15 protein-coding genes are annotated in these 20,621 nt (G+C 44.0%); 3 read left to right on the top strand and 12 right to left on the bottom strand.

Annotation, left to right across the window (positions count from 1 at the left end; translation table 11 throughout):
* The first annotated feature begins 65 nt into the window (after window positions 1–65).
* A complete protein-coding gene (locus tag Q0590_RS34315) occupies window positions 66–2,591 on the top strand; it encodes a choice-of-anchor tandem repeat GloVer-containing protein (RefSeq protein ID WP_302042199.1) in 2,526 nt (841 codons plus the stop codon).
* A 232-nt stretch (window positions 2,592–2,823) separates the two neighbouring features.
* Here the strand turns inward: Q0590_RS34315 and Q0590_RS34310 are convergent, their stop codons facing one another.
* The 9 genes from Q0590_RS34310 to Q0590_RS34270 all read right to left on the bottom strand — a co-directional run bounded on the left by Q0590_RS34310 (window position 2,824) and on the right by Q0590_RS34270 (window position 15,292).
* Window positions 2,824–3,120, bottom strand: a complete 297-nt coding sequence (locus tag Q0590_RS34310; RefSeq protein WP_302042198.1) for a hypothetical protein — start codon at window positions 3,118–3,120, stop codon at window positions 2,824–2,826.
* 72 nt (window positions 3,121–3,192) lie between these two features.
* Complete coding sequence (locus tag Q0590_RS34305) at window positions 3,193–5,859, bottom strand: FtsX-like permease family protein (RefSeq protein WP_302042197.1); 2,667 nt, start codon at window positions 5,857–5,859, stop codon at window positions 3,193–3,195.
* Between the two features lie 17 nt (window positions 5,860–5,876).
* Window positions 5,877–6,203 (bottom strand): PadR family transcriptional regulator, encoded by a 327-nt coding sequence (locus Q0590_RS34300; RefSeq protein WP_302042196.1) that lies wholly within the window; start codon window positions 6,201–6,203, stop codon window positions 5,877–5,879.
* Between the two features lie 531 nt (window positions 6,204–6,734).
* On the bottom strand, window positions 6,735–8,042 hold the full coding sequence (locus Q0590_RS34295) for a glucosidase family protein (RefSeq protein WP_302042195.1): 1,308 nt from the start codon (window positions 8,040–8,042) through the stop codon (window positions 6,735–6,737).
* Between the two features lie 25 nt (window positions 8,043–8,067).
* Window positions 8,068–11,214: a GH92 family glycosyl hydrolase gene (locus Q0590_RS34290; RefSeq protein ID WP_302042194.1), complete on the bottom strand. Its 3,147-nt coding sequence runs from the start codon at window positions 11,212–11,214 to the stop codon at window positions 8,068–8,070.
* A gap of 384 nt (window positions 11,215–11,598) precedes the next feature.
* Window positions 11,599–12,126 carry a DUF1440 domain-containing protein gene (locus tag Q0590_RS34285; protein ID WP_302042193.1) on the bottom strand — a complete coding sequence of 176 codons (528 nt, stop codon included), beginning with the start codon at window positions 12,124–12,126 and terminating at the stop codon, window positions 11,599–11,601.
* A 169-nt stretch (window positions 12,127–12,295) separates the two neighbouring features.
* Window positions 12,296–13,156: a ThuA domain-containing protein gene (locus Q0590_RS34280; RefSeq protein WP_302042192.1), complete on the bottom strand. Its 861-nt coding sequence runs from the start codon at window positions 13,154–13,156 to the stop codon at window positions 12,296–12,298.
* Between the two features lie 96 nt (window positions 13,157–13,252).
* Window positions 13,253–14,080 carry a ThuA domain-containing protein gene (locus tag Q0590_RS34275; RefSeq protein ID WP_302042191.1) on the bottom strand — a complete coding sequence of 276 codons (828 nt, stop codon included), beginning with the start codon at window positions 14,078–14,080 and terminating at the stop codon, window positions 13,253–13,255.
* 75 nt (window positions 14,081–14,155) lie between these two features.
* Window positions 14,156–15,292, bottom strand: coding sequence for a glycoside hydrolase family 18 protein (locus tag Q0590_RS34270; RefSeq protein WP_302042190.1), 1,137 nt, complete (start codon window positions 15,290–15,292; stop codon window positions 14,156–14,158).
* Between the two features lie 704 nt (window positions 15,293–15,996).
* Between Q0590_RS34270 and Q0590_RS34265 the strand changes: the two genes are divergently transcribed.
* Window positions 15,997–16,443 (top strand): hypothetical protein, encoded by a 447-nt coding sequence (locus tag Q0590_RS34265; RefSeq protein WP_302042189.1) that lies wholly within the window; start codon window positions 15,997–15,999, stop codon window positions 16,441–16,443.
* Between the two features lie 258 nt (window positions 16,444–16,701).
* Here the strand turns inward: Q0590_RS34265 and Q0590_RS34260 are convergent, their stop codons facing one another.
* Window positions 16,702–17,196 carry a glycerophosphodiester phosphodiesterase family protein gene (locus Q0590_RS34260; RefSeq protein ID WP_302042188.1) on the bottom strand — a complete coding sequence of 165 codons (495 nt, stop codon included), beginning with the start codon at window positions 17,194–17,196 and terminating at the stop codon, window positions 16,702–16,704.
* 112 nt (window positions 17,197–17,308) lie between these two features.
* Window positions 17,309–17,689 (bottom strand): hypothetical protein, encoded by a 381-nt coding sequence (locus tag Q0590_RS34255; protein WP_302042187.1) that lies wholly within the window; start codon window positions 17,687–17,689, stop codon window positions 17,309–17,311.
* Window positions 17,690–17,976: 287 nt separating this feature from the next.
* Between Q0590_RS34255 and Q0590_RS34250 the strand changes: the two genes are divergently transcribed.
* Window positions 17,977–18,147, top strand: a complete 171-nt coding sequence (locus Q0590_RS34250) for a hypothetical protein (RefSeq protein WP_302042186.1) — start codon at window positions 17,977–17,979, stop codon at window positions 18,145–18,147.
* A 1,170-nt stretch (window positions 18,148–19,317) separates the two neighbouring features.
* On the opposite strand, the gene Q0590_RS34245 is transcribed toward Q0590_RS34250, so the two are convergent.
* On the bottom strand, window positions 19,318–20,139 hold the full coding sequence (locus Q0590_RS34245; protein ID WP_302042185.1) for a PhzF family phenazine biosynthesis protein: 822 nt from the start codon (window positions 20,137–20,139) through the stop codon (window positions 19,318–19,320).
* Between the last annotated feature and the right edge of the window lie 482 nt (window positions 20,140–20,621).

Genomic DNA, 20,621 nt, shown 5'->3' with positions numbered 1-20,621 from the left:
CACAGCACTACCCTATGGCTGCCTAATGTTGCACCGGCTAATCCATAGTTCACGTAGGTTATAGAGTGATTAAAAACTTTAACCCTTTCACTGACGGCGCTGAACCTAAAGGCAGCCTTATTCAGGCAAGCAATGGCTACTTGTATGGCATAACAAGTGATGGGGGGCCTGGAGGAGGTAGCGGCACCATCTTCAGTCTAGCCCTTAATGGTACAGGTTTTACGGTGATAAAGAACAATCTTTTCGTCGATGGCAATAATGAAGGTGCATATCCCTATGGCAGCCTTATTCAGGGAAGCGATGGCTACTTGTATGGCCAGATAACTAGTAGTGGAAGGTTCAATGACCGTAAGAGTACGATTTTCAAACTATCTGCTGACGGCTCGGGTTTCACCATCCTAAAAGACTTTGCTCCCTCTCCGGACAGAGCTTCTCTCCAGGGCGGCCTGATCCAGACAAGTCATGGAAACCTGTATGGGGTGATAAGTAGGGGTGAACCCGAATCGGAAGGCTTCATCTTCCAGCTCTCGGCTGATGGCGCAGAGTTTAATACCATTAAAAACTTTATCCGTTCCACTAATGGTGCTACTCCTATAGGTAACCTGTTGCAAGCAAAGGACGGCTACGTGTATGGCCTGACACGCTATGGTGGGCCTGATGATGCAGGCACTATTTTCAAGCTCTCGGCTGATGGCGCTGATTTTAGTGTCATAAAGTACTTTGACCGCTTCGGCGGCGTTACTGATCCACTAGGGGGCCTGATTCAGGCAAGCGATGGCTACTTGTATGGGATGACAAGACAAGGTCAAACAAATAGTGGCACCATCTTCAAGCTAGCTCCGGATGGTACAGGTTTTACGATCTTAAAAACTTTTATTTCCACTGATGGCTCTTATCCGACAGGCCGCCTGCTCGAGGCAAAGGATGGTTACTTGTATGGCCTGACCAGTGGTGGCGGGCCTAATTTCGGGGATGCAGGCACGATCTTTAAGCTTGCTCTTGACGGCTCTGATTTTACGGTGATAAAGACCTTTAACAGTTACGTTGATGGCACTGATCCGATAGGCAGCTTAATGCAGGGAGGAGATGACTACTTGTATGGCGCGACACAGGGTGGTGGAGAGTTTAATCAGATGAAGGGCAACATCTTTAAGATAGCACCTGACGGCTCTGATTTTACCATCCTAAAAGACTTTGATCCTTCTGACAAACCCTTAGGCGGCTTGATAGAGGGAAACGATGGCAGTTTGTATGGCACAATAAATAATACAGATAGTCTAACCAATAATGGCGCCATCTTTAAGCTAGCCCCTGATGGTACAGGTTTTATGGTTCTTAAAACGTTTAACCAATCAATTGAAGGTGCTCCTCCGACAGGGGGCCTGATTCAGGCAAGCGATGGCTACTTGTATGGCACAACAAGGAGTGGTGGCCCCAATAATGGTGGGGGCACGATTTTTAAGCTCTCTGCTGACGGCGCTGATTTTATGGTGATAAAGTACTTTGCCTCTTTCGCCGATGGATATAATCCTGCAGGCGGCTTACTGCTGCTCAAGCCCTCTTGTATAGCACCTACCTTGGGTGATATTACTGCTCCTGCTACACCCACTAAGATCCATACGCTAGTCACGACCAGTGCCCAGATCACTGGTGAAACCGGCGCGGTGGCAAAAGCTACCTGGCACTGGGGAGATCAACAGACCACGCATGCTACGCTTAGTGGCACTACTTTCTCAGGCAGTCACAGCTATCAGGCGGCGGGTATCTATACAGTTCAACTGGTGGTGGAAGATGCTTGTGGCACAAGGGTCACAAAAGAGTATAATTCTATCGTGATCTATGATCCGGCAGGGGGCTTTCTGACAGCAGGCACCTGGTTTCACTCGCCGGCAGGCGCCTACAAATCGAAGCCGGCTGCTAGCGGGGATGCGTATCTACTCTTAGCAGCTAAATATAAGCCGGAGGCTACTAGCCCTTCCGGCCATACCTTATTTCATTTTCCTTCAGGGGGTATAACTTTTTCTAGTACCTCTTATGAGTGGCTGGTTATTTCGGGAGCCAAGGCAAGCTACCAAGGGGAAGGAAGATTAAATGGCAAAGCAGGGTACGGATTCCTGATCTCTGCTATTGACGGGAAACAAAGCAGAGGTGGCCGGATGGATAAGATACGCATTCAGATCTGGGACAAAAATAACAACAATGCGATCGTGTATGATACGAACCTGACAGATACGGATACAGATGCTGATCCGAGTACGGCCATACATAGAGGGGCAATCGTTATACACACTAAAAAAGCCAATGCCCGCATAGACCATACATACACTCGTGAGGACGAATCTATAAGGGAAATAGTAGCCTATCCTAATCCTGTCACCACTCACCTGTACCTAGATTTAGGGGTCACGCCTGCTGCCGGTGTAAAAACGCTCTTAAGCGATGCTATAGGAAACATTCTGCTGGAAAATAGCCACAAACTAGCAGGAGCTACTTTGCTGGAAATAGATCTGTCAGCACTCAGACCAGGCATGTATGTGCTAAGGATACAATCTGACCAGGGCTACAAAACCCTAAAAGTGATCAAACAATAGCTATGCATTACCATTAGAGAAGCCTTACACTGAATCAGGCTTCTCTAATGGTTTTGTCAGGCTTAATGTAGTTTCACAGGATTTTAGCTCAGCTGAAAGTTACAACCTACTAAGGCAGCTTTGCGTAGGTCTTTTATAGATGACCAAACAAAGTAAAAGACTGTAGGCTAGATGAACCTTGATCAAATTATTGATTCCATTTACCTCCTTCCGGTAGCATCCAAACATGTGCTCAAAGAATGTATTGTAGAAGTTCACTATCCATTTCCTCTAGTACAGCAAAAAACTTCTGCTCATAGAGATTATTGGTTACAGATTGATATTTCTCTTCTGCCCCTGGCTTTGGCTTATGCTCATCATGCACATCATCTAACCACAGGTTGACATAACAAGGAAGCGTTTTGTTTTTTCTGATGAAAGAAAGGGCACTATCTACATAAACCCCGGTGCTTTGGTGCTTTTCTATCCAATTGATCTTCCCTTGGCCTAATTGGAAGCTTTGATTGGATAGATTCTCTCCCGTAAACAATACCCTGTCTCCCAGGCCTTCAAAGCTGACTAACGATTTGTCAAATCCATAGGCGGCAGGTCAACTAGCAGATTATTCGCTTCGCAGGCTTTTCGCCGGATTGGTTAAAGCCGCTCTGATGGATTGAGAACTTACCGTGAGTAAGGCAGCAAGTAAAGCTAGGCCGCCTACCATGACAAACATCCACCATTGCAGGGTAATGCGGTACTCAAAATCTTCCAGCCATCGGCTCAGCAACAGCCAGGCAATAGGGGCCGCCACTACAAAGGCAATGAGTATAACCTTGAGAAAATCTTTTGACAGCAATCCAACAATCTGTGAGACACTGGCGCCCAATACTTTGCGGATACCAATTTCTTTGGTGCGCTGGGCAATCGTGAAGGCAGACAAGCCGAGTAAGCCCAGGCAACTAATCAGGATAGCAATGCCTGTGGCTACCCAAAGCATTTTCAATATATTTGCTTCTGTCTGGTAAAATTTGGTGATGGTCTCATCCAGGAATGTATAGGTAAACTCTTCATCGGGGTACTGCTCCTTCCATAAAGCTTCCAGCCTAGCAAGCGTTTGTTTTACTTCTCCAGCCGTTTTGCCCCCCGTTTGCAGCTTTACGTTGAGCACCATATACCTGTTGAAGTCATAGCGGTACATGGCTGGAAGAATGGCTTCACTTAGCGGGCGCAGATGAAAATCGGCCATTACCCCTACAATGGTATAGGGCTGATCCATCATATACAACGTTTGCCCTAGGGCCTGTCCGGCATGTGTAAAGCCTAATTTTTTACGAAACGTATCGTTGATCAGGGTTTCATCTCCTTTATTGCCTATATTTCTGCCAGCAAGTATTGGAATGTCATAGAGCTTGAGATAGGTACTATCCCCTACTTTTTGCTGCACCTGGTAGGGGGTTTTGCCGGCAGGGGAAGCAAAATGCACTTCGTTTGTCCACATGCTGTTACTGGCCGGCGTAGAATTACTCAGGCTTGCGGCAGCTACCCCTTCCACCTGCCCTATCCGCCCTGTGAATAGTATATGCCCGTCATCTGTAGCTTGCCGGGGAAGGTGCATATAGATAATGGCCTCTTTATCGAAACCCATATCTAGCTCGAGCATATGCCTGATTTGCCCACCGATGACAAGGGTAGCAAAAATAAATACCTGGGAAAGGGCAAATTGAATGACTGTGAGATTTTTGCGCATAAAAGCACTGCGGGTTTGTCTACTCAGGGAAGAAACGCCTTTGCGTAGCGCTTTTATAGGAGAATAGCCAGATAGCACGATGGCCGGATAGAAACCTGCCAGAAAAGCGACCAGGATAAGGAGTGAGAGCAGAAACAGCAGCGTAGCCGGTGAAAAAACACTCAGTGTCACGCCTTGCGGAATCATCTCTGCAAAATACAGTAAGATCCCCTTCGCAAATGCCAATGAAAGCAGGGTAGCAAGCAAGGTAATTAGCAGGGTTTCGCTCTGAAACTGCCAGATTAGTTCGCTGCGCTTGCTGCCCAGGGTTTTGCGGATACCTACTTCTTTGGCCCGGTAGATCGCCTGAGCCGTTTCCAGGTTAATGAAGTTGATGCAAGCAATCAGCAGGATAAACAAAGCAATCATGCCCAGTCCGTATAAGGCAGGTAAATTAGCAAGTGTTGGGCCGCTTCTTCCAAGATCCGCCCCCTTAAAATGTACCTCCCGGAAGGGCTGCAGTTGGAGGGCAAAGCTGTTTTCTTTGCTTCCATATTTATCAGATAAAGTAGCTAGTTGTCTGTTTACCCCTTCAGGCGTGGCACTTGGTGAAAGTTTGACAAATGCCCTGGAAGCGGAAGCCAGGTAGCCCCATTCTTCGAAATAGAATGTTTTATTTAAAGCGGTTTGCTCAATGGTGCTGAGTGAAATAAAATCGTTGAAAACAAAATCGGTATTTGCTTCCCGGCTGTGCACCACGCCAGATACCATCACCCGGATAGAATCCAGATAGATCAGTTCCCGTCCAATGGCTTTTTCTGGTGCTATGTCCCCAAAATATTTTTGCACTTTTTGCTCTGTTAACACTACCTGGTAGGGTGCTGAGAGAGCAGTTTCCGCAGAGCCGCTTATCCACTCATAGGAAAGCAGTCTCAATACATCCGGGTTAGCAAAGGTAACATCATGCTGCGAGGTAAAGGTTTTGCGCTCGTGTCCTGCTACTACTTTCACTCTAGCCCCATACAAGGTGTAAAATGAGGCAATCTGCTCCAGGCCGGTTATTTCTTTGCGGATAGCTGCATGGGTGGGCCCTGGTACCATGTAGTTGGTATGCTTCTCCTCTTTATGTTCCACTTGCATCATCACCTGGTAGATGCGCTCACGGTCTGGAATATGCTGATCAAAACTCAGTTCAAAGCTGATGATCTGGTACAAAGCCAGGCAGGTACTAATACCTATAGATAGGCCTAACATGTGAATAGCTGTGCGGAGTTTGTTGCGCAGCAGCATCCGGATGGCAATGGTCAGGTAATTACGGAGCATATCTAGATAGAGTGGTTTCATGGATGGATTAGTTGTTTTGCTAAAAGCAAAAGGTCTCAAATAGCCAAAAACGGAGCGTATATATTCTCTTCTCGCCTTTTTTTCTCCTACTTCTTCCACCCGTTCTTCAAACAGTTCTTGCAAGTCGCCTTCAATTTCTTCCAATAATTCTTCCGGACAGAGCCATTCTAGCAACTTAGTTGCCCAGCGGGGTGGATGGCTCGTATGTTTAGCTTGCATAAGCGGTATAGGGTAAGTTAGGAAAAAGACGTTTTAGGCACTAATTCCCACATCTGGTTGCGGGTGTCATGGATTTCTTGTAGGATGTGTCTGCCAGCTACCGTGACTGTAAAAATTCTTTTTCTACGGCCTCCTCTGGAAGTAGTAGCGCCGCCCATATAGGAATTCACTAATCCTTTATCCAGCAGGCGGTGCAGGGAAATGTGTACGGCGGCAATACTTACTGATCTGCCGGTGAGCCGCTTTAGCTCTTTGGCTACTGATACGCCATAAGCTTCGCCATTGAGTATAGCTGTCGTGAGCAGCACGAGTTCTTCAAACTCCCCTAAGTAGGCTTTTCTCATAAGCACCGCTATTTGTTTATATTTTGTTAATCAAATCGCTTGCCAAGTCCCAAAAGAGGCTTATTTATGTCCTTAAGGGCATTTCTGAAATTAATGCAAGCAGATAAGTGTACGAAAACGAACACACTACTGTCCGGTTTTAACCAGGTACCAGCTAGGTTGACTAGTAGAAGAAACAAGTAGCTCAATATAGAACCTTACCCTATGCTTTGGGATAGTGTATCAAAGCGTATAAGGGGGTGAACCTGCTATGTTATAGATGAGCAAAAGGGCATCTTTTGCATTCCCTTGGAAAAAGTATCGGCTACTACGAAATAAAAAAGCCGGATTTATTGGCTATCGTACTCACTAAGGGTAGTCGTGGTATAGGATTGGCGATAGCCTGTATACTGAAAAAATGGTTGTAGTAGGCAAGCCATAGTCATGATAAACGATAGAGCTACTGGTGGATGCGTACAGATAAAATACCCCCCGGGCTTTACTTATTGCAAATAAGTGGATGCAGGTATTCTCAAAACAATGCAGTTATACTCAATTCCCTATAGCTGCATTGTTTTCGAGCATAGTAATCGCCTCATATAGTACGCCGGCCTCACCCCGAAAAGTACCCGACCCTTTGGGTTTGTTATCAACCGTGTACCATTCATAAAAGCCATTATTATCCACTACCCGTTGAAGCATGGGTTTTAGCTGCTCATAGGCTTCTTTCTTGAATCCATGGCGGATAAGCTGTTGAATCATTCTGCCTCCAAACCAGGTCCAGTCTCCTCCATTCTGATAGCCATACGGATACATGCCTTTATTTTTAAAACTACCTTCCGGATACGTAGGATACAAGGTAAGCCCAATCGTAGCTGCACCAGCCTGCTTCACGTTTTCAATCATTTTTTGAAGAGAAATGTTGATTTGCTCTTTGGATAATAAATCAGCTTCAATCGCTACGGCTGTGCCTCCATGGTAGAAAATCTGGTTTTCATCAAAATCAGCCGGGAAAGGCGAGCCATTCAAATAAATATGAGGCATGAACTTTTGATTGTTGCCATCCCAGAGATGTTTCATGGCATTCGTTGCTACCCTATCCCGTACAGGCTGCCATTTCGTTTTTATGGCAGGCAGTAGGCTCATCAACCGATCAAGGGCAATTAAAAACATGGCATTGTCATAAATATCGATGGCATAATGGGTATCTTCAGTCAGGTATACCCCCCAGTCATGCTCTGGCTGCACGTCTCCCCAATCGGCCGTAGTAGCTCCCCAGATAAGACCATACTTTTCATTATAGCGGTGTTTCAGTAAAAAATCCATCGACTGTTCTAATCTTTCCGCCACAGAAATCCCTCCAATCTTTTCCTGAAGAAAAGCCGTATCAGATGTTGCTTGACTGTATTTATAGACAGCCTGTACCAATGAACTTTCCTGGTCTGTTTCTACCGTATTTTTATGCCCGGCATACTGAGGCTCCAACTCCGTGAAGATATACGCATAGCTGTTTTTTGTTTGACGTGCTTTTTGCTGCGGAATAAATCCATCCACTATATTGCCATCCTTGCCTTGCAACCTGAAAAAGACGCGCAGGTTTTCTTTCAGCGTTTGGGCAGGATGTACTTGTGCGGAGAGTGTAATAAAGGTATTATAATCCCTGATCCATACTTCCCCATATCCATCTCCTGCATTAAAACCAGTCTTTACTACCTCCAACGCTTTGGATTTTACCTGCTGCAAGAGTGTATCAGTTTGAATAGGATTGGCCGCCTGCTTATTGTCTTTTTTCTCTGAACTATTTGTTGAGCAAGCTACTAGCATTCCTAGTATGACAAGTATGGAAATAAAATTTCTCATGAAATAAATAGGCTATGTATGTTGGTTATTCTCCGGAAGGCAACGTGTTTATACCCCAGTTGGTATTGGGTGCAGGACCCATTTCTAACACAAGCGAACCGCCTTTTAATAAATCAGATGCTTTAAACCAGAAGGTATTCAGCTCTTTTCCATTCAAAGTAGCTTTTTGTACATATACATTTTCCCGCGACGTATTTCTGGCTTCAATGGTAAAAGTTTTGCCTCTTCCATAGCGGCTACCTAAATCTATAACTGCTTTTTCAAAAAGCGGGCTACCAATTTCATAGATAGGATCAACCCGGCAGCCGCCATCAGTTTGAAAAAGCCCTAAGGCATTCATCACAAACCAGGCGCTCATTTGCCCCTGGTCCTCATCGCCCAGATACGCATTGGAAACGCCATGGCCATAATAGCGCTCTATAATGGCACGGCTCCACTTCTGGGTAAGCCATGGCTTTTTCACCCAGTTGAACAAGGCGGCAAAATGCATCGATTGCTGGTTTCCCTGCACCACCGGATAATCCCAGTACTGGTCATTGGGGCCGTTAAACCGCCACTTATTACTTTCTTCAAACCCCCATTCCAGCCGTTCTGTAAAGGTTTTTTCGCCTATCTGTTGTGCGAGACCAGCTACATCCTGTGGCACAAAATAGGTAAGTTGCCAGGCATTACCTTCTACGTAATGCTCATTTGCACCCGATTTAAAAGGATCAAAACCTGCCAGCCAGTTTCCTTTGGCATCCCGCATCCGGGCATATTTTGTCTCCGGATCAATCACATTCTTCCACCATTGCCCCCTGTCTTTAAATTCCAGGTATTCGGTTTGTTTACCTAAGGTTTTGGCAAATTGCGAAAGGGTCCAGTCATCAAAGCTGTATTCAAGGGAATTGGAGAATCTTCCTTCGTCATAGGGTACATATTTGTGTTTAAGATAGGTCACCAGGTCACGGTTCCCAGCAAATCCGCCTCCTACCTTTGTGGCAGGTGTTGTCTGCATTTTATACGCGGCTTCAAAAGCTTTATCAGCATCAAAATCCCGGATGCCCATTTGATACGCGCCAACAATCAGCGGAATTTCGTGTTCAGCTACCATCACCGGAATATATTCCATGCCTGCCGGACCTTTGGCCAGCCAACCGTTGCTGTTGTACATAGCCAGCTGAGAGCGTACCCATTTACTGGACCATTCCGGCGTGACCAGGTTCCAGAATTGATTCAGGTTCCAGAAGGTATTCCAGAAAGCATCACATCCCAAGGCTACCTCATTTTTATCCGTTAATTTACGAACCACTTCATCTGCATCCCGCCAGCTGCCATCTACATCACTGAAAGTATTTCTGCTTGCCAGCGACCGGTACATGTTGGTATAAAACCGTTCTTTTTCCCGCCCATCAGTACTTGTTATCTGCACCCTGCCCAGCAAATCATTCCAGACGTTCATCTGGTTATTTCTGACCGCCTCAAAACTCCAACCAAACGGATCACTGATCTCCGTTTTCAGATTGAGTGCGGCATTTTCAATACTCACATAGGATATTCCGGTACGGACTTGTACCGCTTTTTCTGTTTTGGTATCAAACTCTAAGTATATGCCAGCATTCTCAGCACTGCCTGCCGACAGGTTACTATTTTTCTTTACCTCATCATTCAACCATACGCCATACTCTTTGATGGGCCTGTCAAATTCCATGACAAAATGAAGGGTGTATTCCTGGCTGGCATCCCTTGACCATACATTCTCGGATAGCTGATGGCTATACCCTTCAATTCGGTGATCATTTACTTTGGTTAGTTGAATGTCTTTGAGTACATAGCTGTATTCGGCAGGAATTTTTAAATCCACCATAATTCTCCCTACGGCATTATTGTGGTAAGTGTAGCGTTGAAAAGAAGCCCTTGCGGTGGAGGTAAGTTCAGCTGTAATGTTATAATCTGTCAGGTCAACTTTGTAATAACCCAATGGTGCCTCTTCTGTGGACTTATCTATCTTCGACCGGTACCCACTTCCCTCATGGCCCTGATCTCCTACCTTTATTTTGAGCGGCCCTGCTACCGGGAAAGTGCCAAGTCCGGCCATGGTCCACTCATGTATATGACTAAACGTACCAATGGACTCAAAGGTAGGATCATATCCGGCTTGCCAGCCATTATTCTGGTTATCGGGACTCAGTTTCACCATGCCAAATGGCATCCAAGGCCCGGGCGCTATCATCCATCGGGAATGGCCGACACCCATCATCGTATTGACGTAACCAGCCGGTGTTTTTACATGCTCTTTTTCCCGCGTTACCCCTCCTTCTCTAATTAACTTATTATTCAGCAATACCTGATACCTACTTTGTTTGCTTTGTGAAACGGCTGGCATCGGAACTTCAACTAGATATCCTCCTTTTTCAATGCGCTGATTGAGAATGGTTTTTCCATCTACTTTTACTTCCAGCGTAGGTTTATTTTGCAGATGCTCCAGATCGATCAGTAAGGGTTGAAAGCGTTTTCCCTCTGACTCAACTTCATACTGGGCTGCAGCAATATTTTTAACCAATGCTTCGCCTGGGGCGGCAAGTTTTACACCTTCAGGGCCACTCATTTTTATCTGATCAAATACGAGCCATCCTCCTTCTAATGAAGTAAGTTGTACTTCATTATTCCCTATCCCGATCAGGTTAGCCGGTAGGTCCACTTTAAGCAATTGCTCCTTTGCCCGGTTAAATTTACCAACCGGATCTTTGCCGCTGCTTCCTCTATTCAATTTATATTTCCAGGCTTTTCCATTCACCATTATTTTAAGATAAGGCGCATGCGCCGAGTCAGTTTCTAATATATCTACGAGTAATTGATAGTCACCCGAAGCAGGCTTTTTTTCAATGTCAAAATAAATAGTCAGCCTATGTGAGCGGATACCGGACGTATTTCCGGTTCCACCCCATCCATTCCTAGGACCTGGCAACACATAGGGCCACTCTTTACTTGCATCTGCCTGTCCGATCAGAAAAAAGCGGTCTTCATAGCCAAAATCATATTCTACAAAGCGCTTAAACTGATCCGGAGACAAGGCCATCCCTTTGGTGGAAGTATCATTTTCCCCGATTTTCCATACCTCTTTTTGCTGTGCAAAAGAGTTTGTAAGAGAAAGGAACACAATAATCAACAGTGAGTAGGTTGCGTGTATCATAAGCATTAAAAGGGTTTGCCAAAACTATTATCTAGTTACAGAATTTTGCTAATCAATCTATATTTACACTAACCTCCTTTTCCTCCCTACTCATTCATTCACTCCTGGTTGTTTCAATCATTACCGAAAAACAGGTTGATGTAAATTTAATATGTTTAAACATATGAACATTAAAAAGGAAGCAAACAATTTATCACTCACCAGAATTATCACTCACCAGAAGTTACACCAACCCTCTCTTTCCTAGTAACTCTTCCGTTCTTTTCCCTCTCGCCCCTGTTGGTAAGTTACCTGAAAGTGGGAGTTAGTTTAACTGCCTTTTCCTTACTTAGAGCAGCCAAAGTCCTTCCTGAACAAGAAGACAGGTTCGTCTTTTGAGGGAGGTTACTTATTAGAAGTAAGCTTAGGTGTTGACTGGTTTCCTTTTTTGTAAAAGGAGTGAGCCATCAAAGAAAGGGGAATGCCCATGCAAGCAATTAATATCAGTGCATTAATCAGGGTATTTAGGAGTGTAAATGGCTGGCTGGGCGTGTTTGATAAGGGCACGACCACAAGGTTCATGACTAGCCAGATAAAAATGCCATACAGAATGCCGGTCAGGATTGTACTTTTTGAAAACAGATTTATTTTAGGATATACCCAAAAGAAAAACAGGGTGAAGGCAAAGGCAATCAGGTAATGAAAAAACAGTCCTGCTACCACCATCGTATTCCCTTGGGCAAAAGCTTGATTACCAAAAATGCCACTTGCGATAAACTTCAACACATTTGAAACCCTTGTCTCGCCTGTGCTGATAAAGTAGTGGAGAAAGGCTGCCAGAATATCTAAGGTTCCGACGACTACTCCTGCTTTTACTCTTATAGTAATTCCATTTTTCATCCGCTCAGTTGGAGTGTAGTAAATGATCTGCACAGCTACAGATCAGCACAAGATAAAAGTTCTTTCAGACTATTTCTCCATTCAAAGCTCAACTTCTCTGCTACCAGACTATAGGAGGTAAAAGTGTAATGCTTCCTGAGTAATGCTTCCTGAATAGTTATGTTAGCTACCCCTTTTTGGTGACTGTTAGGAAAATTATAAGTCAGTCAACTGTTTTTGCTCTTGCTAACCAAAACAGGGCATTCATAATGAATTGATTTTGAGTTTGATTAGCAAAGGTAAAAGAGAGGGTTTTGTTGGTTTTATTTTCATAATCTATATCATTATGGCCCATGTTGATGTATAGCATTCTGTAATCAGTATTAGTCCAGGCCACAGGGTAATATCCACTATGCCATATTTCCTCAGGTTTAGGACCTGTGCCGACAGGAAAGCTTTGCCCATCAATTGAAAGCAAAATTTTGATAGCCGCATTGGCTCGTAAATCATTTTGCCAGCTATACCATTCATTCGGAGCAGAGGCGAAGGTAGCCGGCAAATGCTTAGTTGCCGGATGAGCCGGGTCTTCTACCTTTAAGACAGCTGAGGTAGGTCTCCAGGTATTGGACTTATACGCTCCTGCGCCTATAAACTCGTTATGATACCAATTCCAATTTTGAGCATAGGCTGAAGGTGTCAAGGCAAATCCAGCAAAGTGAAAGCCCATCCAGGCACCTCCCTTCTTCATATAGCGTTCAAATGCCTTTCTTTGAGAGGCAACTTGGGGACGGGTATCTAAAAAAATAACCACCTGGCAGCTAGAAAGCTGTTTTTTATTCAACTTGTTCCAGTCGTTGGTTGCCTGATAGGTAAATCCGTGGGTAAGGGCCATCTGAGAAAACCATTGGTTAGCTTCCTCTACAAAGCTAATATGGGCCGGATCATGGGTTGCGGTATAAAAAGCAAGCACCCTGAAAGAAGGCGAAGAACCTTGTGCCGAAAGTGGAGCAAGACCGTAAAAATACAAAACACCTAGTAGAAGGACTCTTATGGATAAGTTTCTCAATTGTATAGGATAGAGCATAAACGCTGAGTAAATTAAAAGGTACATATAGATCTGTATTGAAAGGACACCACATGTATACATTGATTGTCAGTCAAAGCCTGCCTTAAAAATAGCTTACTGACCTGCCGCCCAAAAAATGGCATTTTGAACTAACCGCTTATAGATTTCATTTTCAAATAAGTCTGGGGAGTGGCCCATAAAGATATAGATATTTCTGGCTTTCACTTTTGGGTTGCTCCAAATCACGGGATGATCGCCCATTTTGATCTTTGAATCCGGCTGATAACTTGACTCATCTACACTGGCAAGCACCTGCACATTGGATCGTGGGCTTTTATCATAAATATACCATTCCTCCTTCTTTACTTCAAACGAGGGAGGAATGCCTTTCATCACCGGATGGTTTACCTGTTCCACTACTAGTTTTGCTGTAGCAAAGCCGGGAATGTAATTGACATAGCGGATACCTCCCATAAAAGCTGAAAACCATTGCCACATCGGATAGCCATCAAACTCTCCAAGTAAGCTGGCATGATGAAAACCAATCCATCCGCCTCTGCCTGACGTGATATAATGTTCAAAAGCGGCTACTGCTGCAGGTGTCCAGCCATAGGGCACATAATCTAACTGAATGAAGAGCTGATAGCGGCTTAGAAAATCATCGTCTATTTTGCTGGTGTTCTCTATATAATCAACAGTAAAATTATGCTCCCCAGCAAGCTTGGTTAACCATTCTTTGGCCACCTGTGAATACTGGACATGATGCCCTCCATTCTCTGCAAGTACCAAGACCCTAAAGCGGGATGGCTGCTCCCTGCTTTGTGCCCAAGCGATATTTACCGGTAACAGGAATACTATATAAAACAGGGCAAGTACAACTAGTTTTTGAGCAAATGGGTAATTCTTGAAAAAGACAACGGATGCTTCCCTGTGGCTACACATAATTTGATAAGGTTAATCTACGAATGCTGAATCTACTGAGAAGTGGCAGACAAAGTGTATGGAGACCGCTTGCGGCTACTTTAGGGTTTGATGGATTTCATGGAGCAGGTAGCCTTTAGGATCAGAGGTATACTCCCAGAACATGACTCCGGCTAATTGCTGATCCATCACATACTTACATTTTTCCCTGACAGAAATTTCATCCTCATAGCTGATGACCTGTTTGGTAGCAGCATTCACTAAATACGGCACTTTGGCAGCCTTATCCCGGTATGATGTAAATCCATTTTTATTGACCAGGCTGTCTTTGATCAGGGTATATCCATCCAGGTAGTCCTGCGATATCATTTTCTCCCCGATTCCTTGCTTTACCGCTGCTTGTAATTTAAAAGAACGCCCATAGAAGGGAATGCCTAACACCAGCTTACTGGCCGGAACGCCTGCTTCCATAAAGGCTTTCACCGCATGATCAGCATACTTAGTTGATTGATATAAAGCACTTGCATACAAACCGGCATGATGGACAGCCGTATCTCCGGAAAAAAGATCATAGGTCATCAGATTCACATAATCCAGGTACCGACTGGCTTTATCCATCTCTGTATGGTCTAGAAACTGAGCAAAGCCGGCTACCGCTGTGGTAAGCAACTTTTTATTCCCTTCTTGTTTTTCGAGCAGGTCCAGTTCCTGTCGCAAGGCCTCAAACATGCGGGTAAAATTTTGCTTGTCTTGCGGACGGTAAATATTTCCTTCTTCTCCGGGCATACCAGGATATTCCCAATCAATGTCCACTCCATCCAGCTTATGTTTTCTGATAATATTAACTGCACTTACAGCAAAGCTTTTTCTGGAAGCATCTGTAAGCACCGCATCTGAGAAATTCTCACTCCATGCCCATCCACCTATGGAAATCAATATCTTCAAGTGAGGATTTATTTTTTTTAGCGCATTCAGCTTTCGAAAATTCACTGTATCGGTTTTTTCATTGGTCAAAAATGCCTGATTGTTTTTTACATCGACAAAGGCATAATTGATATGGGTGAGCTTTCCTGCATCAATTTGCTCAGTATTAACCAGGCCTTTGTAGCCTCCGACATACCCGATAACCACAGGCTTTATTTTTCGCTGTGGTGGGTATAGGATAAAAGAAAACAATGAAATAGAAAAGAGCAGGAGCAATAAGGCTGTTACAGGTATTTTTAAGCGGTGCATAGTTTATCGGAAAGGATCATAGGAAATTATATAAAATATAGGTTCGAAAAATAAGCATTTCTGCAGTAATACTGGACCGATGAGCTCTACTATATCTTTACTGGACATAGATAATTTTAGCAGACATAGGGGATTATTACCTTAGGGATGCTACTTTTGGTAAGTTGTCAGGCATTAGGCTACCAAAAAACATAAGGCCGGCCAGTAAGGCATGCTGCAGGCTCTTACTTCTCGTCTTTAGTTTCTTTACTATTACTAGAACGCAGGTAAGCTCAAAGGGGATGTGCCTTTGTGGATCTATAGTGGCGCAGGAAGTAATAAACGGCTGCGCTTGCTCTAAATACCATTGCTTCAAAGAAAGCTTAGTAAAAAGAAAGCTTAGTAAAATTATTTGTTGAGGGCTAAAAGGAAAGCAGTTACCTGCTCACCCCTTTGTTATTACCTCATTACGTTTAATGGGCAAGAGGAGAAAGTAAGGGTTTAAAAGTAGTTTCCCCCATTTGCCCTTTCCATTTGAAAACTAATGTAAAAAGGGGTATTCATATTCCCTACTCTTGATCTGTAACTCCACCAATAAATCACTTTTTGAATCTGCTATCTTAGATAAATGATTGTGGAAAGGGGGGCTTTCAGCAAGTCAAAGAAAGTTTCTGACAAGTTACTTTCGCAGCTACTGTTCCTATTAACTGGAAATTTACCATTTTATGGAAATCCTAAAAGCCAACCCTTCCTACACAAAAATCTGTATCATGAGTGGTGTACTGGTCGTAGGATCCTATATGATTGGTTCCCTGTTAGGAGAGAAAGTAAGTAAGGGTGCTATACTTACTTCTCAAGCAACGCTATCTTTAGCCGAGCAAAATACCCATGAATCTGCCCTTAAGAGGATGGAAACGTCTTTTCATGGAAATCCTTCTAAAGAAGCCATCCAGGCAAAGATGAATAAGTTGCTGACCACATTTGACATGCCGGTAAGCGAAGAAAATTACCTCAAAGTAGCGGCTATCTTAACTACCCTCAGTAAAGAGAGTAAACACCGGATACCAGAAATGGAATTAGCCGATTGCCTCATAGAGAGTAAGCAGCGAGGGATCTATCGAGATTTTATACAGGCAAGCCAGGCATGCGCCCTTGTCCTCGATGAGCAATGATGCTAGCCTTCCCATGTGAGATGGCCTGCTTCCTGTACGCTTGGGAGCCATACGTCTTTTCTAAAAGGAGAGAAAAGAGCTAGACAATGAAAGCTATCGCCGCAATTTTCCAACGTAAGTCCTTTTGCTCAATACCTTTCTCTTGGGAGTACCCCCCAAGATAACCTCTTTAGTTTTATAGTGAAAGTAGTCTCTCCTATTGTTTCCTAAGCCAGGTCTATTTACTAAAAAAGGGTTGTTTGAGACTTTTAGCAGGGATCAGGGGGCAATAGCATTGGCCACTTCTATGGGTAAATCCGATTCAATGACATCGGCTCCTGCTTGTATAATTTCCCGGTAGGCTTTTTGACGGGCTACAGGGTCAGGCAATTTGTCGTAGCTGGGGGCAGCTGAAATCATACACATTACGCCTCTCTTGTGTAACAGCTCATAGAGTTGTTTGTTTTCCGCTTTACTTACTGGCCCTACATAAGCCATAATCTGCGACCAGGGAATGCCACTGTTTTCAAAATCGTCAAATTCCTGCCTGCTTCTGATAAAGGCGGAAAACATCCGGTTGGGGTTATGCGCATAGTAAAATCTGGCTTGCTCTGCCTTGTGCACCGTGAGCATGACAGAGGTTTCTGCCTCATGTTGCTGCAGCAGCTTGGCTATCATCGGGAGAGGTACATCCTTTTTGTCTACGTTGATGATTGTTTTGCCCTTGCTCCATTCTAGTACTTCGCTTAAGGTGGGAATGGTGAAGGGGGTCACATTTCCTTCACTATCTTTAAGCTTGAGCTGTGGTAACTCTTGCCAGTATGTGTTACTTATTGTTTACTAGGCAGTCATAGTAAAGGGACTCTTCATTTAATCCCCACTAAGTTCAGCTACCATCCTGTTGCTTGAGTTTTTTCTCAATAAAGGCCATCAACATCGCATTCTCCTGTTCGATCAACTTATACCTACTCCATTCGTGTGCATCAAAATTTAAAGACTTCATGGCCTCTTCTGATAGGATTTTCAGTGTCATCTCCACTATCCCATAAAAGCCTAACAGCACTTTTAGCTGTTCTTCCATGGCTCTGAGCTGCCGGAACGTTTTTTCTGTTAGCTCTTCCTCCAGCACGGCATTGCGCCGACTAATGAGTTTGTCTAAATAGATCCGGTACTCTTCTGAAGCATGTTCAAAGACCTCCAGGGTGAGTACCTGTCGATGCTCGTTGAGAAATTGCGCTGATTGATTTATGGATTCAGGAGAACGCATGGAATAGCTAGTTTAGTAATTTAAGCCTATGGACGGATAAAGGTTGAATACAGTACGTGCCGTACCTGATCCGACAGATTAGCTTTCTCATTTATACGCCCCTGTACCCGTTGTTGCTGTAAGCACCTATTTTTCCTGTAAAGGTGGGCAAAAGAGGAAAGAAAACCGCTACCCGAAAGCCTTAGAGAACTTAATTTTCTCCCTCTTGCCCAGAGGGGCAGTTTTGAAAAAAGGGTGAATCTATTCCTGCGCGTATTACTTTCCAGAACAAAGGGGAATTAAGCTCTATGAACGTATTAGTCTTTGCGGCTATGGTAGTGAGTTTAGATATACTCCTGATAGGTATAGTAGCTGTATATACCAGCAGGTGGGTAAATGAGTGGATGAGCAGGAAAGAAGAAACCTATCTGTTTGGACAGCAGGGAAAGGAAAGTGGGGAATGGAATCAGGCTGAATAGGCAGGGTCCATTCCTGAATTAGGTTTACACAAACCCTGTAAAATAATGAAATTACTTAAACCCGCCAACAAATCCTATTATCCACTTAAAAAGCGAAAGAATTGTAGAACAAGTCCGCTATGAGCATAGGGACCGAGAATGGTCAGATCGCTCATAAGGGTTCCGTTGCACAAGCAAGGAGAAAAGATAGCTTGTCAAAAAACAAAGTTTAGAAGGTGGAACCGCTGGTATTTCAACATGCGCTTGTCTGGCCCTTTCAAACCTAAACCTTTTCCTACAATGAAATACCAAACAGCTAGTTGAAGAGCTAAAAAAGCAGTTATACGTTTCTGTCCGCACTTACCAGATGAGCATTCGCTTATATAAAGGGCTGTCAATGGGTAGAGGCAATTTCAATCGAGCCGAACGTTGAGCCTCCGGTAGAAGTTGTGGAGGGTTTCTCGCTCGGATAGCTTGAAGTGCAGGCGGGTTTTTCCAAGAATCGTTTCCGGCCTTGCATCGCAGGAGACGTTTATAGCGTAGAGATAGTGTCCTTTTTACATACCGGTAGCTTACCATCGTCTACTTTTTTGTATTATCAGACAGTTGTGCAACAAGTACACCGTGCAGTCGGGCAACTGTGGGTTGACCATGGCATAACCACACTGCAATCGCCACCAGTTTCAGACTCTATTTGTGCCGATTAGGGGTAATTAAGGTATGATAAGAAGAAAGAAATTAATACAGTCCAGAAGGAATTTCTCTATCCATTCTAGCATGGTAGGCGTATGTGCCTTGCTTACCCCCTTTTACTTTTTAGCTCTCACCAGCTCACCTATATGGGACTCAAATTACCTACTTATGACATGAGATCAACAAGGTATGTGGAAGAAGCAAACTCTTACCGAATAAGGATTCCTGTTTTGACAGGCAGTCTACGATAATAAAGCCCGGATTTATCAAAAGAAGCCTCAACGGTTTTGTGTTTCAGAAAGGCAGGCAAATGTAGCCCTCCTTTTGGGGTAGCTGGCTTAGAAAAAATGGATTTTCAACAAATCAATGATTCTAGTGATCTATTAGCCAATCTATATCAGGGCTTTGGTGGAACACTCTTATGCTAATGACAGGACCTTAGGCAAGCCTAGCATAACAATAGGCAGGGATTGACAGGAAAGCTTGGTAAACCTGTTTTTAGCTCGCAAGGAGCTGTCCTTTGATAATGATTCTGCAGGAGCCTCCTATCTTAACGGAACTCTCCATAGGTATGATATGTATTTGCCCTCCTCGCTCAGAGGCCTGGTAGGCAAGTAGCTGATCCTTTTGCAAGCGTTCTTTCCAGTAATGTCCCAATACTGCATGAATGGAACCGGTAACCGGATCTTCCTCTATACCTATCCATGGGCAAAAGGATCGCAAAATAAAATCATAGGTTAGGTCCGCTGATGTACTCATCACGACTACTTCTTTTATGGAAGCTGTAGATTGGATGAGCTGCTCAAAATCAGGTGTAATTGCCTTTACTTTTTCAGCATTCTCCATTTCGATAAACAGCGTTTCTAGCTGAGTGCAAAAGAAATAAGATGGTATAGCGTCTACATCGATACCCAAGGCCTGACAAAGGGAGGCAGGGATTGTCTTATACGATTTTTCAAGTTTGGGGTATTCAACATAAGTAAGTAGTCCCCCTTTGGTTGCTATTAGTTTGCTCCCATTTATTGGTTGAAAAATCACCTGATCACCAGATTGGCCGTCATGGAGTAATAGATAGGCAGCTCCCAAAGTCCCATGCCCACAGGCAGGAATTTCACCTGTTCGCGTAAAATACCTTATCAAATAGCTTTTCTGCTCCTCACTTTTAGTTATGAATACGGTTACTGGCAAACAAAATTCCCTGGCAAGCAAGTGCATAGTTTCCGCAGACAAGGGTTTTTCTAAGACACAAACCGGGGTAGGATTTCCTTTAAATAACTCATTCGAAAAGGTATCTACAAGAAAATAGTTGAATTTGTTCATGGTCTTGTACTAATCAACATTTTACGAATTTCCAATGCTATCAACCGGGCAATAATTCCAGCATCCTCTGTATGGAGCCTATCAGTGGTAGCACCCTGCTTGGCAGCCTTGCATTTAATAATGGATGCCAGTAATTTATTCTTCTACACTTCTGTGCACCGTTGATGCTTGTATCGAAGTATCTTTCCTGCCAAATTTAGCCGATAAACTACCCATAATTTAGTACCCCCAGCTCTTAAGCGTTCTAAGGTAAGGCAGGGCTAGTATCGTTTCAACGGGGCATTAGCGCCATAGGCTTTTTCCTGTTTACTTACCCTGCTATTTGTTTGTAAGCTGTCAGGTTTTGCTCGAATTGAAAACCAGTTCTATTCCATTAAATTTTGACTTATTCTCTCTATAGGGTAGCTGGTATCCCTAGATTGACAAGTTAACGTGAACTATGGATTAGCCGGTGCAACATTAGGCAGCCATAGGGTAGTGCT

It is taken from the genome of Rhodocytophaga aerolata, from assembly GCF_030503435.1.
GTDB lineage: Bacteria > Bacteroidota > Bacteroidia > Cytophagales > 172606-1 > Rhodocytophaga > Rhodocytophaga aerolata.
The sequence above is the reverse complement of the archived record's forward strand: the minus strand, read 5'-3'. Positions and strand labels throughout refer to the sequence as shown.

Coding starts and splice junctions, on each gene's coding strand:
- Q0590_RS34250 (WP_302042186.1), top strand. CDS start 17,977: ATGAACGTATTAGTCTTTGCGGCTATGGTAGTGAGTTTAGATATACTC.
- Q0590_RS34255 (WP_302042187.1), bottom strand. CDS start 17,689: ATGCGTTCTCCTGAATCCATAAATCAATCAGCGCAATTTCTCAACGAG.
- Q0590_RS34270 (WP_302042190.1), bottom strand. CDS start 15,292: ATGCACCGCTTAAAAATACCTGTAACAGCCTTATTGCTCCTGCTCTTT.
- Q0590_RS34245 (WP_302042185.1), bottom strand. CDS start 20,139: ATGAACAAATTCAACTATTTTCTTGTAGATACCTTTTCGAATGAGTTA.
- Q0590_RS34305 (WP_302042197.1), bottom strand. CDS start 5,859: ATGCAAGCTAAACATACGAGCCATCCACCCCGCTGGGCAACTAAGTTG.
- Q0590_RS34295 (WP_302042195.1), bottom strand. CDS start 8,042: ATGAGAAATTTTATTTCCATACTTGTCATACTAGGAATGCTAGTAGCT.
- Q0590_RS34275 (WP_302042191.1), bottom strand. CDS start 14,080: ATGTGTAGCCACAGGGAAGCATCCGTTGTCTTTTTCAAGAATTACCCA.
- Q0590_RS34280 (WP_302042192.1), bottom strand. CDS start 13,156: ATGCTCTATCCTATACAATTGAGAAACTTATCCATAAGAGTCCTTCTA.
- Q0590_RS34290 (WP_302042194.1), bottom strand. CDS start 11,214: ATGATACACGCAACCTACTCACTGTTGATTATTGTGTTCCTTTCTCTT.
- Q0590_RS34300 (WP_302042196.1), bottom strand. CDS start 6,203: ATGAGAAAAGCCTACTTAGGGGAGTTTGAAGAACTCGTGCTGCTCACG.
- Q0590_RS34265 (WP_302042189.1), top strand. CDS start 15,997: ATGGAAATCCTAAAAGCCAACCCTTCCTACACAAAAATCTGTATCATG.